Origin of the sequence: Myroides sp. N17-2, assembly GCF_002286775.1 — a bacterium.
Taxonomy (GTDB): Bacteria; Bacteroidota; Bacteroidia; order Flavobacteriales; family Flavobacteriaceae; genus Flavobacterium.
This window is the reverse complement of the sequence record NZ_NSGJ01000069.1, coordinates 1-16861: the sequence shown is the minus strand read 5'-3', so window position 1 is coordinate 16861 and position 16861 is coordinate 1. Positions and strand designations below refer to the sequence as shown.

Here is a 16861-nt window from a genome sequence, read left to right as displayed (position 1 = left end):
AAATTAAAATGTTCTACTAAAAACTCAGGTAAAATCATTTTTATAAACTCAATATAGTTTTCCACGTTTATTATTTATCATTACAAAGATCTGTAGTTTTTAATTCACACACAACTTTTCAGATTGATCCAGTTTCTTGTCGTTTGGCAAGAACAATCCAACTTAATATTATTTTTCTTGTCGACTTACTCAAACTCAAGAAATAGTCTTTTGCATCGTTGTGTCTATTAAATGCTATTTCTAAATCATCTGGTATTATCAATTCTTCTACTTCATCTAAAATTGTCCAAGAGCCATTTTGCTTTGCAATTTCAATACTTTCAAAACCTGCTTTAGTCATTCTGTTGTTATCAATAAGCAATTGAACTATCTCTTTGTTGATTTTAGACCAGATACTTTTAGGTTTACGCTTGCTAAAATATTGTATAAAAGAAGAGTCGTCAACTTTCTTTGTTGTGCTGTCAATCCATCCAAAACAAAGCGCTTCATCTACAGCTTCTCGCCAACTGATGGAAGGAATCTTAGACTGTTTGTTATAATAAACAAGCCAAATAGACTGCTTAGACTGATGGTTATCCTCTAACCATTGTCTCCAATCTTCTCTACTCTGAGGATAATATGTTTCTACTTCCTTAATCATTATGCTGTGCTAACCATTGTAAAATTGCTTGAGTAGTTTCTTCTGGTTTTTCTTGTTGAATCCAATGTCCACAATCCAATCTTACAATATCTAAATTAGGAACAACATTTTTTAAATTTTCATTCTCAGGAATTGTATCCTGCTTACCATATATCATAAGAGTAGGCTGATTAATACTTGGAATTACATCTGCCATTAGATGCCAGTTTCTATCCATATTTCTATACCAGTTTATACTTCCTGTAAACCCCGATAATTCAAAGGCAGAAACAAATACAGATAGTTCACTATCATCCATTAGAGGCTCTCCTACAGGGTTTTCTATCTGCGCAAGATTTATCATATGCATTCCTGGTGATGGTGGTATTGGAGGTACATTTTTTCGAAATATATTTTGTAGGAATTGAGATGTATTCTCATTCATAATAGCATCTGCTACTCCTACTTGTCGATTAAAATGAACAAAATAGAAATCCTCTCCAAATATTGCTTCCATAAATTCAAGCCATGGTATATCACCTCGTTCTTGATAAGGTAAAGCTAAGTTTATAATTTTACTCACTCGTGTAGGATGTAATAACGCTAGATTCCAAACAACGTTAGCTCCCCAATCATGACCTACAAATACGGCATCTTTGTATCCAAAATGATCAAGTAATGCTACTAAATCACCTGTAAGATGTACGATATCATATTGAGTTATTTCGGTAGGACTTGATGAGTTGCCATAACCTCTCTGATTAGGAATAATAACATGATAACCAGCCGAAACAAGTGCTGATACTTGATGACGCCATGAGAAAGCATGTTCGGGAAAACCATGACAAAGCACAATTGGTTTACCTGCATTCTGTTTACCTGCTTCAAATACTTCTAATTCTACTCCGTTGACAGAGATAAGAGAGGGCTGAGGAAAACTGTTTGAGTTAATTTCGTTGATCATTTTTATTCAATTATAGATTACTTAATGATGCAAACTTATACCCACTTAGTGACACCCCTATGGCAAGGGTTAGAAATAAATTAATGATATCTTTCGAAATACTCCTGTAAGGTCATTTTATGAGGTTCAAACGTATCCATAAGTATCTCTAATTTTTTAATTCTGTCTAAGCGAAAAAAACGAAACTCGTTCCTTAATCGACAATAAGCAACCAACAACCAGTTTTCAGTACTTAGTAATGCAAATGGCTCAATATTCCTTATTGTAGTTATCTTTTGTTCATTAGTATATTCAATCTTTACAATCCTAAAGTTAGTCAAAGCAAATTGCAACTCAGACAAACTGTTACTATTTCTTTCCAAATAGTTATTTTGGTCAAAGCGTGTTCTTTCTGAAAGCAAATTAGCGTTGTCTTGTAAATTATACTTTAATACAGCTTTTATTTTTTCAATGGCTTCTGTATAGTCTTTTATAAAAGAAGTATCTTTATTTTTGAGAACCAATTGTTCTGCTGTAATTAAAGCATTTGCTTGTGCCTCTGTAAACATTAATGGTGGCAGTCTATACCCCTCCATAAGACTATATCCTCTACCTTCTTCTGAAATGATAGGAACACCTGCTTGCTCTAAAGATTTTATATCTCTATAGATAGTACGAACACTCACACCGAACTTATCTGCCAATGTTCTAGCTGTCAAAAGTCGTCTAGTTTGCAACTGAGTAAGTATTGCCGTAAGTCGCGATAGTCGATTTGTGTCGTTGTCCTTCATCCCTTAAAATGCTGTATAGTTTATTGACAAAAATACGGATTATACTTCCTCAATACTATGCCATCCCACAATATGCATTAGTAAATACAACAAAACTGAAGTTCTAATCAAATAATTACAAGTAAAAGAAAAACCTAAAAATCATCTGATGTTTAATACATAAAACGATCGTTATAAATATTGGGCTATTTAATGCCAAGATTGAAATCCTAAATGAACTATTTAGATATCTTCTCTACAGTGGATACTTACTTAAGGATATAATTTAAAGGTCATGTTCCTTTTATTGTACAATTTTTTATATTATTTGATTTATATAATATAAAATACTGACAACATACCACTTATTTTAGTAACTTTATCCTATTCTTTCATAAAACAAGAACCATGAAAAAGAAACACTTACTTTTATTAGCATCTCTATTGGTAGTTGCTTTTGGTTGTAGTAAAGATCCTATAATCACCGATCCAGATAATACTAAGCCACCTGTAGTTAAACCACCTGTAGTAGTACCTCCTACTGTAGAACCAGGTAAGCCAGGAGATTTTAAAATACCCGAAAATCAAAAAGATTACTACAAGTCAATCGACTTTACAAAAAACGGTATCCAACTAAAAAATCAATTAACTTATCTAACAACAACTAAACTTACTAAAAAGCTAACTTATAGTGATATTTGGGATGCTTGTAAAGCAACTGATGTAACCCCGGACGGTAAAGATGTTTACTTAATTTATGGCCATAAAGGTGTAACAAGTGGAGATAAAGCCTATACTCGTGGTAAAAACGAGAACGGTGGAGGCATTGGTCAATGGAACAGAGAACACACCTATGCTCAAGCACTAGGGAGTCCAGCATTAGGTCAAAGTGGTCCTGGTGCGGATGCACATCACTTAAGATCTGCTGATGTTAAATGGAATGGGGCAAGAGATAATCTTAAATTTGCCAAAGGTACAGGCAACTCAGGTCCTGTAGCTAGTGGATGGTATCCAGGTGATGAATGGAGAGGAGATGTAGCTCGTATGATGATGTATATGTACATCACTTATAATACCCAATGCCCTCCTTCTGGAGTAGCTGTTGGAGAAAGAAATGGTATAGATCCTGCTATGATTAATCTATTACTTGAATGGAATGCAATCGACCCTGTATCAGACATGGAAAGAAACCGAAATAATTATCATTCAAATACTAGTAATTCAGCTGCTCAAGGAAATCGTAATCCTTTTATAGACAATCCTTATTTAGCAACACAAATTTGGGGAGGCACAAGTGCCGAAAACAATTGGAAATAATCTAAACCTAAAATCAACTATATAAAAGAGTTACTTAAGGTAACTCTTTTTTTATTTTAGCTAATGTTGTAATTTTGTGTCAACAGAAACAAAACATTACTATTATGATTAAAAGACTAAGTATAGCGCTGTGTCTTTCCCTGCTAACTCTTTCTTGTTCGAAAGATGATAGTGTACAGATTAAAGACCCTGAAACAGGAACAACTAAACCTCCTGTTATTACTCCACCTATTGGAAACGACAAAGATATTCCTGATCCGAAAACATTTCGTATACCTAGTGAATATAGTGATTACTATCAAGGTATAGATTGGTCTAAAAAAGGAATGGAACTTAAAAAAGAACTAGCTAATTTAGTAACACGTACTCATCACCCAATACCCTATACACCAGGTGTATGGGAAGCAAGTAAAATAACTGATGAGGATCCTGAGAATGAAAACAACGTTCTTTTGATTTATGGATGGCCAGATAAAGACAGTAAAAATTCAACTGTACAGCAACGTTCAATAAACAAAGACTTAAAATACGACTCAGATGCTAACCGTCACAAAAGATGGGAACGTGAACATGTATTCGCTAAATCCCTTACCAAACAAAATAATTCTGGTCAACTTGCATTAGACGCAAATCCAAATTATAATTACATAGGTCGCACTATTGCTGAAATAGCAGGAACTGATGTACACAATCTTCGCCCTATCAATGGACAATGGAACAATGATAGAAGTAATAGAAAATTCACTGATGGAAAAGGAAATGCAGGAGCTATTGGTCCATACTGGTATCCTGGCGATGAATGGAAAGGAGATGTAGCTCGTATGATGTTATATATGCATATTAGATATCAAGAAAACAGAGACAGTCAAGAATATCAAAAATATAAAAACTATACTATCGCTAGTAAAGTTGGAATAGCTCTAAATCCTAGAGCTCCTCTAGATGATGGAATGATTGACTTATTCTTAAAATGGAATGCTGAAGATCCTGTCTCTGAAATAGAAAGAAAGCGCAACGAATACCATGGAAATACAGCTAATAAATATGCTCAAGGTAATCGTAATCCTTTTATAGATAATCCTAGCTTAGCCAATGTTATCTGGCGTATGCCTCAGTATAACGCTGAAAACAAATGGAAATAATAAAATAAATAAGGCTGTCAATCGACAGCCTTATTTATTTTATATATCTAGTAACAACTATTGCAATTACCATCTAATTATGACACTTCCCCAAGTAAATCCACTACCGAAAGCAGCTAATACTACCAAGTCTCCTTCTTTAATCTTACCTGCTTCCCATGCCTCTGTTAATGCTATTGGCACTGAAGCTGCAGTAGTATTTCCATACTTCTGAATATTATTAAAGACTTGATCATCTGTTAGTTTAAACTTCTGTTGAATAAACTGAGAGATTCTCAAGTTAGCTTGATGTGGAATCAACATATTAATATCAGATACGTGAAGTCCGTTTGCTTCTAATCCTTCATTAATAACTTCACTAAATCGAACTACAGCATTCTTAAATACAAACTGCCCATTCATATGAGGATAGTAAGATTCATCATCTGGGTTATTGTCTTTCAATATATCAGACACCCAACGTCCACCCATCCCTGGAGCGATTAAAGCAAGCTCTTCAGCATGTTCTCCTTGTGAGTGAATATGTGTAGATAACAGACCTTGATTCTCATTCTCTGAGCGAGTTAATATTGCAGCACCTGCTCCATCTCCGAATATTACAGATACACCTCTACCTCTAGTAGACATATCTAATCCTTTAGAATGTACTTCTGCCCCTACTACAAGTATCGTTTTATACATTCCTGTTTTGATATATTGATCAGCTACAGATAACGCATATATAAATCCTGAACACTGAGCTCTAATATCTAGTGCAGCTACAGTTTCTAATCCTAATTCTTTTTGTAACATTACTCCTGGTCCTGGAAAGTAGTAATCAGGACTTAAAGTAGCAAATACAACGAAGTCAATATCTTTAGCCTCTACACCTGCTCTCTCCATAGCTATTCTAGATGCTTTTACACCCATTCCAGATGTAGTATCTTCTTCTAAAACAGTATGTCTTCTCTCTTGAATACCTGTACGTTCAATAATCCACTCATTGTTCGTATCCATCACCTTTGCTAGGTCATCATTTGTAACTATATTCTCAGGAACATAATGACCTAATCCACTAATCTTTGCTCTAAACATTTTAAAAAAATTGGTTTATGTAATACAAAAGTACACTAATAACTAAAAACATTATCATTTTTGACACAAAAAGCCATTACATACACGTTATAATGGGGATTTTCATTTATATTAGCCGACCTAACGTAAATAAATAACTGATATGAAAATCATAAAAACGACTTTATTATCTCTTTTTTTGATTACTTCTATGTACGCACAAGAAAATGTTACTTATCAAAAACCATCACAAGAAATCCTTGAATTAGCTGACTTCGAAAGAGCACCAAGTATTTCTATGGATAGCAAATTGGAATATATGCTTCTAACTTATAGAAGTACATATAAGACATTAGCAGATTTGAATGTAAATGAAATGAAACTTGCTGGTTTGCGAATTGATGTAAACACGAATATTTCTAGTACGATTACTTACACAACTAACTTAAAAGTGCGTAAAGTAAAAGATACTCAAGAAATACAAGTAAAAGGTCTTCCTGCAAATGCGAGAATTACTAATATCACTTGGTCTCCTGATCAGTCTAAAATCGCTTTTACTAACACCGTTTCAAATGGTGTAGAATTATGGATTGTTGATATTAAAACAGCTCAAGCTACTAAACTTACTGATGCTAACCTAAATGCCAATGTAGGTAATCCTATCACATGGTATAGAGATGGTCAAAACATCCTGATCAATCAGATTCCTGCTAACAGACCAGCATTAATCGATACTGCACATAATCTACCTACAGGTCCTATCGTCTCTGTAAGTGAAGGTGTTGTTTCTCAAAATAGAACTTACCAAGATCTACTTAAAAACAAAACTGATGAAGCTAACTTCGAAACGTTAGTTAACTCAGAAATCTACACAGTTGATTTAAAAGGAAATAAAACACTTTTCAAAAAAGGAGATTTATACATCGGTTCTTCATTCTCACCTGATGGAGAATATATAATGGTTACTACATTACAAAAACCATTCTCTTACTTAGTTACTTTAAACCGTTTTCCAATGAAAACTGTTGTTTATGATAAAGTAGGTAATTTAGTAAAAGAAGTAAATGATATCGCCCTTAATGAGGTTATGCCTAAAGGGTTTATGGCTACTCGTGAAGGAAAGAGAAGTATGGGGTGGAGAGCTGATAAAGCAGCGTCTATCTACTTCGTAGAAGCTTTAGATGGTGGAGATCCTGCTAAAGATGTTCCTTTTAGAGATGAAGTATTCACTTGGGAAGCACCATTTACTGATGCTCCTAAATCTATCGTTAAGTTATCTCAACGTTTTGGTGGTATCACTTGGGGAGACGATAATCTAGCTTTAGTAGCTGATCAATGGTATGATACTCGTAACACGAGAACATTCATTATCAACCCTTCTAAATTCAATGATTCTCCTATCAAAATAGAAGATAGAAACTCTCAAGACAAATACAGTGATCCAGGAACTTTCGAATTAAAGAAAAATGACTTTGGTCGTTATGTATTAGCACAAGAGAACAATAAATTATTCTTAATCGGAGAAGGTTTTACTGCTAAAGGTCAATTCCCATTCATTGATGAGTTTGATTTAAAAACATTAAAAACAAAAAGACTTTACCAATCTACTTATACAGATAAACAAGAAACTATTCAGTCTCTAGAAGATGTTAAGAAAGGTTTAGTACTTGTATCTATTCAGTCTGCTACTGAGTATCCTAATTACTACTTTCGAAATATCTATAAAAAGAATGACTTAAAACCAATTACGTCATTTAAGAATCCTTTTGTTTCTCTTAACGGAGTACATAAAGAAGTTATTAAATACAAGAGAGAAGATGGTCTAGAGTTATCAGGTACATTATACTTACCTGCTGGATATGACTTAAAAGCAAAGAAAGAAAAATTACCTCTATTAATCTGGGCTTACCCAGCTGAATATAAAGATAAAAACAGTGCTTCACAAGTAACATCTAATCCTAACGAATTCACATTCCCTTACTACGGATCATTCGTTTATTGGGTAACTAAAGGATATGCTGTATTAGATGATGCTGCATTCCCTATCGTAGGAGAAGGTAAAGAAGAGCCTAATGATACTTATGTACAGCAGTTAGTAGCTAATGGTAAAGCAGCTATCGATGCTGTGGATGCATTAGGATATATTGACAGAAACAGAGTAGCTGTAGGTGGACACTCTTATGGTGCCTTTATGACTGCTAACTTATTAACGCACTCTAACTTATTCGCTGCAGGTATTGCACGTAGTGGAGCGTACAACAGAACATTAACTCCTTTTGGTTTCCAAACAGAACAAAGAAACTATTGGGAAGTTCCTGAGGTATATAACACAATGTCTCCATTTATGAATGCAGGTAAAATGAAAACACCTATGTTATTAGTACATGGTGAGGCTGATAATAACCCTGGTACTTTCACGCTACAAACAGAGCGTTACTTCCAAGCATTAAAAGGATTAGGAGCACCTGTTAGAATGGTTATCTTACCTAAAGAAAGCCACAGTTACGTAGCGAAAGAGAACATCTTACACCTATTATGGGAACAAGATCAGTTCTTAGAGAAAAACGTAAAGAACAAGAAATAATATACTTAAAAAGCTCGGCAAATGCTGAGCTTTTTTATTTATCTATGATCAATTGATGTAACAAAAAACGCCACTTAAAGACTAAGTAGCGTTTTTTATTTATTGAAATTTCTTCAGTGCTAATTTAATAATACTTCCTTTCTCTACATCAAAAGGGTGATCAAAGAATACAACTCGATCTTCATTAAAGAAAGTCTTAATCATATATCCATCACCTTTAAAATAAGAGTCCAATACTTCCACCTCTATCTGCCCTTTCTGTTTAGACAACATCAGTTGATGTGGGTAAATAAGCAATAATTCATCTTTCTCAAAAGTTGATGTAAAGTCCGAAATATATAGCTCATTAACTTCTCCAAAAAGAGAAGCTACATACTTATCTAAAGGAAAGTCATACACATCTTTCGTTTCTCCCATATCGACTAACATACCATCCTTAAGAACAATAGTCTCATCGGCAAAACTCAATGCATCTATACTATCATGCGTTGCTACTATACACGTTATCCCTTTTTCCTTTAAATAAGCAAATAGGTTACGTCTAAGCAAACTTCTTCTAGAATAATCTATATGACTAAAAGGCTCATCTAATAATAGAATCTCAGGCTCCAAAGCAAGAACTCTTGCGATAGCTACACGCTGTTGTTGTCCTCCACTTAAATGCTTAACTTTCACATCAGCATACTCGGTCAAATCAACTAATGCTAGTAATTCAGCTATTCGATGTTCTTTTTCTTCCATATAGAAATTAGAAAGATATTTTCCTATATTCTCTTTTACAGAAGTAAATGGCATTAGATCAAAATCTTGTGCAAGATATCTCATCTCATCTATTCCTGGAACCAAATGATAAGCAGGCCCTAAAACTTGTTTACCATTCCAATGAATTTCCCCATGATCTAAATCTTGTAAACCGTAAATTAACTTTAATAAAGTACTCTTTCCACATCCACTTTCTCCTAGTAAAGCAACATGTTGACCTTTTTCAACTACTAAACTAAGGTTATTAATAACTGTTTTTTCTTCTAAGTAACTAAATGATATATTCTTAAGTAAAAGCATTTCTATTTTTTATGAAAGGCAAATATAATAATATACCCCTAAGCACTATAGAACATTAACTATTTAAACATAAAAAAGGCCATCTAATCAGATGACCTTTTCTACTACCTTAAATCTCCAGATAACATTTACACGAGAATGAATTGTACAAAACAGAGTAAGATTAGCGATTAAAGCATACATTAGTATGGTTTTAGAGCTAATTGAAGCTATGTAAAGTAGAATTAATTCGTAGTAAATGGTTGTTGCAGATTTAAGGTAGTGTATTTAATATAAATTACTTAGCAGCTAAGTAACGCTCTGCATCTAGTGCAGCTATACATCCTGATCCAGCAGCAGTAATAGCTTGTCTATAATCTTTATCTTGAACATCTCCACATGCAAATACTCCGGCTACATTTGTTTTACTTGTTTTCCCATGAGTCTGTAGATATCCTGTTTCGTCCATTTCTAACTCTCCTTTAAAGATATCAGTATTTGGCTTATGACCTATAGCAACGAAGAACCCAGTAGCAGGGATATCAGTAAGCTCTCCAGTTACGTTATTTTTCACACGAATACCTGTTACTACATTACCATCTCCTAATACCTCATCTGTAGATGTATTTAATAGAATCTCTATATTCTCAGTTTTACGCACACGCTCTTCCATAATACGAGATGCACGGAATTTATCAGTACGTACTAACATCGTTACTTTCTTACATAACTGAGATAAGTAATGAGCTTCCTCACATGCAGAATCTCCAGCTCCTACAATCACTACTTCTTGATTTCTATAAAAGAATCCATCACACACTGCACACGCAGATACTCCTCCACCTAAAGATAGGTAATGTTGCTCAGATGGCAATCCTAAATACTTAGCCGTAGCTCCAGTAGAGATAATAACTGTATCAGCGTGAACTTCTGTTGTTTCATTTACCCACACTTTTTTTACTTCTCCAGTTAATTCTGCTTTAGTAACCCATCCATCGCGAATATCAGTACCGAATCGTTGCGCTTGAGCTTGCAACTGCATCATCATCTCTGGTCCAGTTACTCCTTCTGGATATCCAGGGAAGTTCTCTACTTCATTAGTAGTCGTTAACTGTCCTCCAGGTTGCATTCCTTGATACATTACAGGCGCCATATTAGCACGTGCTGCATAAATAGCTGCTGTATATCCAGCAGGTCCTGATCCGATAATTAGACACTTTACTCTCTCTATAGTTGACATATTTGTTCGTTTAATTTTGTTTCTAAACAAAAATACTTTTTTAAACCAATATGTCTACATAAAAATGATTTAAAATATCAATACTTACATACAGATTATCTATCCTCTATTAAACACTGTACACTTCAAAATATAAACTAGCATCGCAAGTATCATTTTCACCCCTTTACATATTACACAATTCTTAAACTTCTAAAACAATCATTGACTTTAATACATTTTAGAAACACTTATCACACATTAAAACAAACACTTACACAAAACAATATAAAAAAACATTTATTTTCTTCACCAAAACCTTGCGGATATAGAATATTGTACTATATTTGCACTCGCAATGACAGAATAAGTCTAGCGGGGTGTAGCGTAGCCCGGTCATCGCGCCTGCTTTGGGAGCAGGAGGTCGCAGGTTCGAATCCTGCCACCCCGACTTTTTCGGCATCAGAATGTGCCTAAATCCGTAAGTATCAATTACTTACGGATTTTTTTATTTTTAAATATATCATAATAATCCATTGTAAATCAATCTAAATGTGAGCTATTAGGTGAGCTATTTTTAAAAGGTAAATTAGCTCACCGAATCGAGTTTAACTAATTGTATTTCAACAAATTAAATACAATTTATTTTAGTTTAATTCAGTGCTTTTTGGTCTTGTTTGAGTACTATTCAGGTGAGTAGTTTTTTAAAACCATATCAAAACAGTTCGGTTAACATTAAAATAGATTGATATGAAAACAAAAAACACATTTGGAATACACTTCATTATACGTGTTTCTAATTCAAACAAAACAGTCCCATCCCTTATATACGCAAGGATAACGGTAAATGGACAACGAACAGAAATTTCTTTAAAACTAAAAATATCCCCTACTTCTTGGGATAACATTAAAGGAAAAGCAAAAGGAAAAAGTGAGGACACAGTTCGAATCAATGCACATATTGAGCGAGTACGTTCCCTCATTACAGATGCCTATCATCAATTAGTTCAACAAAAAAGAGTTGTCTCAATTGGAGCTGTTAAAAACATCTTTCTTGGACATGATGATACTGAATCATCACTTTTAAAGCTAATAGACTATCACAGAGAGATTGCTACAAGCAAATTAGCTTATGGTACACTAAAGAACTACTTCTCTACGGAAAAGTACCTTAAAAGCTATTTGCGTAAAGTACACAATCGAACTGATATCTATTTAAGTGAAATTAACTACAAATTTATCTTTGACTTTGAAAACTTTTTGCGAAACTGCAAACCGATTCATAAACATCAACCATTAAATAACAATGGTATTATGAAACACATTGAAAGGTTTAAAAAGTTAATCAACTTAGCCATCACAATGGAATGGATGGAAAAAGATCCCTTTACCAAATATAAACTTCAATTTGAGAAAACAGAAAGAGGACACTTAACTAAATCTGAACTTGAAATCCTTGTAAACAAAAATTTTGCTATTGAAAGATTACAAGCTGTTCTTGATATGTTTTTGTTTAGTTGTTATACTGGCTTAGCTTATATAGACATCTTTCACTTAGCACCACAAAATATAGCTAAAGGAAGTGATGGAAAAGATTGGATTATATCAAGCAGAGAGAAAACAAAAATACCTGTTAGGGTTCCACTATTGCCTGAAGCTTTAGAACTAATTGAAAAATACAAAGACCATCCTATTGCTTTTGCCAAAGGCAAACTGTTCCCAGTTATTAGTAACCAACGAATGAATGGTTACTTAAAAGAGATTGCTATTATCTGTGAAATAGATAAGAACTTATCTTTTCACTTAGCCAGACATACCTTTGCCACAACCATCACACTAAACAATGGTGTACCTATTGAGTCAGTGAGTAAGATGCTTGGGCATACGGCTATTAAAACAACTCAAATCTATGCGAAGGTATTAGAACATAAACTGGGTGAAGATATGGACAACCTAAGAGAAAGAAGACTTATTCAGGAAAATCACAAATACAACTTTGAAGAGTCAAATTAAACCTCCCAAAGACAACAGAACTAAACCAGCACATACAAATTGTTATTTAGGGTTAGAGCTAAGCTTACAGCAGCTTAAAACAAATCAAAACTAACCCTAAATACTATTAATTATGAAAGTAGAATTTATTACAAAAGATGACCTTGAGATTTTTAAACAAGAGATTATTACGGAGATAAGAAGGTATAGTCCTTTTAATAGAAAGAAAGATCAAGAAATAAAACAATGGATCAAAAGCTATGAGGTAAGAAAGCTTCTTGGTATTTCTCCTGGTACCTTACAAAATATGAGAATAAATGGTACCATACCATTTAAAAAGATTGGTGGCTTGATGTTTTATAGGTATGAGGATATTTTAAAGATGATGGAAAGTGAATGAAATAAAACACCCCAACCTAGAGATAGTTGGGGTGTTTTATTTTATTGGAAAAAGAGGGATTTACCCCCTACTCCATATATCTTATAAATTACGGCTTTTAGGCTTTTGAATTTTTGTGTGCCATGAAATAGCCGAGCTTTTAAATCGATGATTTTTAAGTAATTTAACTAGAATAAAAATACTCATTTTTACATTTATAAACAATTTTTAGATAACTTTTTTTATCTCATTATATTCTAATGAGTCTATTTTAAAGTATGCACCCGAGCAAGTACATCTTGTGAGATCTAATTATTCTTCTACATTATCCAGGATAAGTTTCTTGTAATTATGAGGATATAAGTCAGCGATATTCTTGTGGTTGATGGATTGAATATTTTCAAGAACATACTTTAGCCATTGATATGGATTAATGTCATGCTTTTTGCAGTTAGCAAAAAACGTATAGGCCATAGCTGCTCTTTGTGCTGCATCATGAGAACCGGCAAAGAGATAGTTTTTACGACCAATTGCTACAGGTCTGATTACATTTTCAACAAGATTATTGTCTATCTGCAAGTTTCCATTGTGTAAGTAATCACTTAGATTACTCCATCTTTTTTGACAGTACGCAAAAGCTTTACCTATTCTACTTTGAGGTAAGGTAAGATTCATCTGAGCAATCATATATTTACCAAGCTTGTTGATGATTGGTAAACTTTCATCTAGACGAAGTTCTTTGATTTGGTCAGGAGCTAAGTTTTGTTCTTTAGCTTTTCTCTCTATAGCATATAACTTCTGTATTTCTACTAGTACATGCTGCGCCCTTTTTCTATCGTTATCTAAAGCTTTTTCAAATTCACGTCGAGCATGTGCCCAACAAGCAAGATGTGTAACATCTGACTTATTTCCATAGGCTTGGTAGTCGGGTAAGAGGGCTCAGTTACCTGAGCCGACTCCCCTAAGAACCGTGCGTGCAAGTTTCCCTGCACACGGCTCAAGTTATTTCAAGCTAAATCTTTTATTGGTTTAGCCGATAGGGTATCACAAATTTAGGTTCGTTCCCACGAGCACACTTTGGATGCAGTAAACTGAGGTTATCCAAACTGTCACTTCCACCTTCAAGTTTATTCTTGTGCCAATACACAACCCAATTACTTAATTTAGTAACTTTCTCAAGACAAACAGGGCAAATTCCATTTTGATGTTTCCATAAAGCCATAACTTTTAACTTCCCACTTTTATTATTTCTCCATTTTTGTGAGGTGCGTTCTTGAAAATACTTTTCGTAAGATGGGTCAAACGGAGTAGCTTGTTGCTTTATTTTAATGTGTCGTATGATGAGGATACTTCTAGCAGAACATAGAGTATCTGTCACGATTGTTCCATGCTCCTTGGTAATACTTCTGAAAATCCAATCACGTTGTTCGATACGATGGAAATATTTAGATTTTATCCATTTTTTCCCTTTGTTTGGATGTCTTCTAATACACCAACTCCATAAAGCTATCCAAATTTCTTTATCCACTTGGCTAAATATTTCTGACGAAACCACATGCCTGTGATAATAAGCCCAACCTCTTATTTTCGGATTTAATATACGGATAAGCTCAGTTTGACTCATACTTCTTGCCCAACGAGTTATCTTTCTAATATTGGTGAGAAAAGTTTTTATGTTTGCTTTAGAGGGTTTAATCAAAAGTTTTTCATTTCCATTGCGCATTCTGTACTTTCGAATATTTTGTCCAAGAAAATCGAAACCATTGTAAATATGGGTTATGCTGGTTTTTGTTAAAGAAAGCTCTAAGCCACGTTGCTTTAGAAAAGATTGAATCATAGGTTTAACTTCATCTTCTAGAACTTCCTTCGTTTTGCCTATGATTACAAAGTCATCAGCATAACGTACGAATAAAATAGGATTCTTGCGTTGTTTGGAATAAGTTCAGTCCAATTTAAAAGAACCGAACTTTCTACCTAACAAATCTTCAATTCCGTCAAGAACCATATTTGCGAGTGTTGGTGACGCAAGCCCTCCTTGGGGTGTACCTAGATTTGTTGGAAATAGTTTACCACGTTCCATAAAACCAGATTTTAACCATTGTAAAAGAACTTTTTTATCCATAGGAATGTTTTCTATTATCCATTGATGGCTAATCAAGTCAAAACAAGATTTAATATCACCTTCTAAAACCCATTGAGAAGCTCTCTTTGTAGCTAAACTAGTAAAAAGTTGTTCAATAGCATCGGCTGTACCTCTTTCAGGACGAAATCCATAGCTATTCCAATCCGCTTTTATTTCAGAAATAGGCAGTAGAGCCATCGTATGCAAAGCTTGCATTGCACGGTCTTTCATACAAGGAAGACCTAATGGTCTACGGCTTTTTCCGTCTGATTTAAGGATATATACTCGTTTTAGCGGAAGTGCTTTATAGCCTCTTCGTTTAAGAGAGTGTACCATATTCCATTTATCCTTTGCGGATGATAACAAAACTCCGTCTATGCCAGCAGTACGGTGTCCTTTGTTTTGTGATACACGTTTTACCGCCAAACATTTGGCAGAAAAACTGTGTGTGAGAAGCCATTGTAATGCTTTAACTTTACGATGATTTCCTAGTTTTTCCCATCTAGCGATACGCAGTTGAAGCTTCTTTACCTCCAATAGACAAGCTTTCCAGTTAATGGAGTTCCAGTCTTTGCAGGTGCCAATCGCATCCGTGGCACTATTTGTGTTCACAGTCATTTGCATAATTGTCTTTATAAAAGTTCTTCTTCTTCTCTCGCTGAAATAACCAGAGATAAGTCTGCCAGTTTTCACTGTAGGGCAATCCTTTCATCCCTTATACATTCCATTACAGAATGTCATTCGCTTTTTATCTCGTCCTTTAACCGCTCATCCATAGACTTTCCTTACGGTCAGTTTTGCACTAATGTGCGAATGAACGGTCTTACCCTGTTGCCATTATCCAACACACTGACTTAGATGTCGACTTTCCACCGTGTGCATTAATTGACTGTGTATCCTCAAGCGGAAAAAGGGATAACCTGCACAATTACCATTTTGGTTTAAGCGTATCAGTTCTTTTCGCTTATTTGGATTAACGGTGTTTAACATCGATTCATTTAATTTCATCATATCAGCAAGCCTAACCCTATCCGAAATTGAACTTTTCGGCACCTATTTCCCTCACAGGAATTTAAGTCTTCCCTCTGAGGTAATTTGGTATATTGTTCTTCGAGCTATCACACAGAACAATTACTCATCCTGCATGTCGAAGTAGGCTACTGCCAACAGTATGGCAGGTTCTGTATCCAGTTTCCTGGTTGAACAATTGTATAATGACCTTTGCAGGTCGCACGCCGCTAAATCCATCAGTTTGCAGATATCCTTTGAAGTTTTTTAATATAGGCAGTGCAGCACTACCGCTACGAGTAGGACTGTAATTAAACATTACAAGCTTGGATATAGGTGCGTGATAGTCGGGTAAGAGGGCTCAGTTACCTGAGCCGACTCCCCTAAGAACCGTGCGTGCAAGTTTCCCTGCACACGGCTCAAGTTATTTCAAACTAAGCTTTATTGGCTTAACCGATGGGGTACCACAAATTTAGGACTTTTCGCACGAGAACAACTTGGATGAAGTAGGCTGAGATTATTTATGTTATCACTACCTCCTTCTAGTTTATTCTTATGCCAATACACAACCCAATTACTCAACTTAGTAACTTTCTCTAGACAAATAGGACAGATTCCTTTTTGACGCTTCCATAAAGCCATTACTTTTACTCTACCACTTTTATTATTTTT

Annotated in this window: 13 protein-coding genes, 1 tRNA gene and 3 pseudogenes; 6 read left to right on the top strand and 11 right to left on the bottom strand. The window is 34.6% G+C overall.

The genetic code is table 11. The features are described from left to right. Window positions 1-118: 118 nt before the first annotated feature. The 3 genes from CF599_RS18380 to CF599_RS18370 form a co-directional block, all read right to left on the bottom strand. Window positions 119-640 carry a YdeI family protein gene (locus CF599_RS18380; protein ID WP_121967395.1) on the bottom strand — a complete coding sequence of 174 codons (522 nt, stop codon included), beginning with the start codon at window positions 638-640 and terminating at the stop codon, window positions 119-121. Continuing rightward, window positions 633-1583 (bottom strand): alpha/beta fold hydrolase, encoded by a 951-nt coding sequence (locus CF599_RS18375; protein ID WP_121967394.1) that lies wholly within the window; start codon window positions 1581-1583, stop codon window positions 633-635. Before CF599_RS18375 ends, CF599_RS18380 begins: the two co-directional genes overlap by 8 nt. A gap of 80 nt (window positions 1584-1663) precedes the next feature. After that, the gene (locus CF599_RS18370) at window positions 1664-2353 is read right to left on the bottom strand and encodes a YafY family protein (protein WP_121967393.1); all 690 of its coding nucleotides are present in this window, start codon (window positions 2351-2353) and stop codon (window positions 1664-1666) included. Between the two features lie 387 nt (window positions 2354-2740). Here CF599_RS18370 and CF599_RS18365 point away from each other — a divergent pair, with 387 nt between their 5' ends. After that, window positions 2741-3649: an endonuclease I family protein gene (locus tag CF599_RS18365; RefSeq protein WP_121967392.1), complete on the top strand. Its 909-nt coding sequence runs from the start codon at window positions 2741-2743 to the stop codon at window positions 3647-3649. A 104-nt stretch (window positions 3650-3753) separates the two neighbouring features. Further along, on the top strand, window positions 3754-4791 hold the full coding sequence (locus CF599_RS18360; RefSeq protein WP_121967391.1) for an endonuclease I family protein: 1038 nt from the start codon (window positions 3754-3756) through the stop codon (window positions 4789-4791). 66 nt (window positions 4792-4857) lie between these two features. On the opposite strand, the gene CF599_RS18355 is transcribed toward CF599_RS18360, so the two are convergent. Next, window positions 4858-5865, bottom strand: coding sequence for a 3-oxoacyl-ACP synthase III family protein (locus CF599_RS18355; protein WP_121967390.1), 1008 nt, complete (start codon window positions 5863-5865; stop codon window positions 4858-4860). 142 nt (window positions 5866-6007) lie between these two features. Here CF599_RS18355 and CF599_RS18350 point away from each other — a divergent pair, with 142 nt between their 5' ends. After that, on the top strand, window positions 6008-8428 hold the full coding sequence (locus CF599_RS18350; protein WP_121967389.1) for a S9 family peptidase: 2421 nt from the start codon (window positions 6008-6010) through the stop codon (window positions 8426-8428). Between the two features lie 99 nt (window positions 8429-8527). Here CF599_RS18350 and CF599_RS18345 read toward each other — a convergent pair whose 3' ends face one another. Together CF599_RS18345 and trxB are read right to left on the bottom strand one after the other, a co-directional pair. Beyond that, a complete protein-coding gene (locus CF599_RS18345; RefSeq protein ID WP_121967388.1) occupies window positions 8528-9490 on the bottom strand; it encodes an ABC transporter ATP-binding protein in 963 nt (320 codons plus the stop codon). Between the two features lie 277 nt (window positions 9491-9767). Then, window positions 9768-10709 (bottom strand): thioredoxin-disulfide reductase, encoded by a 942-nt coding sequence (gene trxB / locus CF599_RS18340; RefSeq protein ID WP_121967387.1) that lies wholly within the window; start codon window positions 10707-10709, stop codon window positions 9768-9770. A 355-nt stretch (window positions 10710-11064) separates the two neighbouring features. Between trxB and CF599_RS18335 the strand changes: the two genes are divergently transcribed. The 3 genes from CF599_RS18335 (at window position 11065) to CF599_RS18325 (ending at window position 13080) form a co-directional block, all read left to right on the top strand. Further along, window positions 11065-11139 (top strand) — tRNA-Pro (locus tag CF599_RS18335). Between the two features lie 299 nt (window positions 11140-11438). Beyond that, the gene (locus tag CF599_RS18330; protein ID WP_121967386.1) at window positions 11439-12701 is read left to right on the top strand and encodes a site-specific integrase; all 1263 of its coding nucleotides are present in this window, start codon (window positions 11439-11441) and stop codon (window positions 12699-12701) included. 112 nt (window positions 12702-12813) lie between these two features. Continuing rightward, on the top strand, window positions 12814-13080 hold the full coding sequence (locus tag CF599_RS18325) for a helix-turn-helix domain-containing protein (protein ID WP_006266631.1): 267 nt from the start codon (window positions 12814-12816) through the stop codon (window positions 13078-13080). Window positions 13081-13371: 291 nt separating this feature from the next. Here the strand turns inward: CF599_RS18325 and CF599_RS18320 are convergent. The 5 genes and pseudogenes from CF599_RS18320 to CF599_RS18305 all read right to left on the bottom strand — a co-directional run. Continuing rightward, a pseudogene (locus tag CF599_RS18320) lies at window positions 13372-13983 on the bottom strand (IS66 family transposase); the annotation flags it as partial. Between the two features lie 97 nt (window positions 13984-14080). Further along, a complete protein-coding gene (locus CF599_RS19750) occupies window positions 14081-14782 on the bottom strand; it encodes a group II intron maturase-specific domain-containing protein (RefSeq protein ID WP_256384097.1) in 702 nt (233 codons plus the stop codon). A gap of 24 nt (window positions 14783-14806) precedes the next feature. After that, window positions 14807-15799, bottom strand: a pseudogene (locus CF599_RS19745) (reverse transcriptase domain-containing protein); the annotation flags it as partial. A 616-nt stretch (window positions 15800-16415) separates the two neighbouring features. Then, window positions 16416-16535: pseudogene (locus CF599_RS20095) on the bottom strand (transposase); the annotation flags it as partial. A 95-nt stretch (window positions 16536-16630) separates the two neighbouring features. Then, on the bottom strand, window positions 16631-16861 hold a 231-nt coding region (locus CF599_RS18305), incomplete at its 5' end, for an HNH endonuclease (RefSeq protein WP_216821881.1).

Coding starts and splice junctions, on each gene's coding strand:
- CF599_RS18380 (WP_121967395.1), bottom strand. CDS start 640: ATGATTAAGGAAGTAGAAACATATTATCCTCAGAGTAGAGAAGATTGG.
- CF599_RS18375 (WP_121967394.1), bottom strand. CDS start 1,583: ATGATCAACGAAATTAACTCAAACAGTTTTCCTCAGCCCTCTCTTATC.
- CF599_RS18370 (WP_121967393.1), bottom strand. CDS start 2,353: ATGAAGGACAACGACACAAATCGACTATCGCGACTTACGGCAATACTT.
- CF599_RS18365 (WP_121967392.1), top strand. CDS start 2,741: ATGAAAAAGAAACACTTACTTTTATTAGCATCTCTATTGGTAGTTGCT.
- CF599_RS18360 (WP_121967391.1), top strand. CDS start 3,754: ATGATTAAAAGACTAAGTATAGCGCTGTGTCTTTCCCTGCTAACTCTT.
- CF599_RS18355 (WP_121967390.1), bottom strand. CDS start 5,865: ATGTTTAGAGCAAAGATTAGTGGATTAGGTCATTATGTTCCTGAGAAT.
- CF599_RS18350 (WP_121967389.1), top strand. CDS start 6,008: ATGAAAATCATAAAAACGACTTTATTATCTCTTTTTTTGATTACTTCT.
- CF599_RS18345 (WP_121967388.1), bottom strand. CDS start 9,490: ATGCTTTTACTTAAGAATATATCATTTAGTTACTTAGAAGAAAAAACA.
- trxB (WP_121967387.1), bottom strand. CDS start 10,709: ATGTCAACTATAGAGAGAGTAAAGTGTCTAATTATCGGATCAGGACCT.
- CF599_RS18330 (WP_121967386.1), top strand. CDS start 11,439: ATGAAAACAAAAAACACATTTGGAATACACTTCATTATACGTGTTTCT.
- CF599_RS18325 (WP_006266631.1), top strand. CDS start 12,814: ATGAAAGTAGAATTTATTACAAAAGATGACCTTGAGATTTTTAAACAA.
- CF599_RS19750 (WP_256384097.1), bottom strand. CDS start 14,782: ATGCGCAATGGAAATGAAAAACTTTTGATTAAACCCTCTAAAGCAAAC.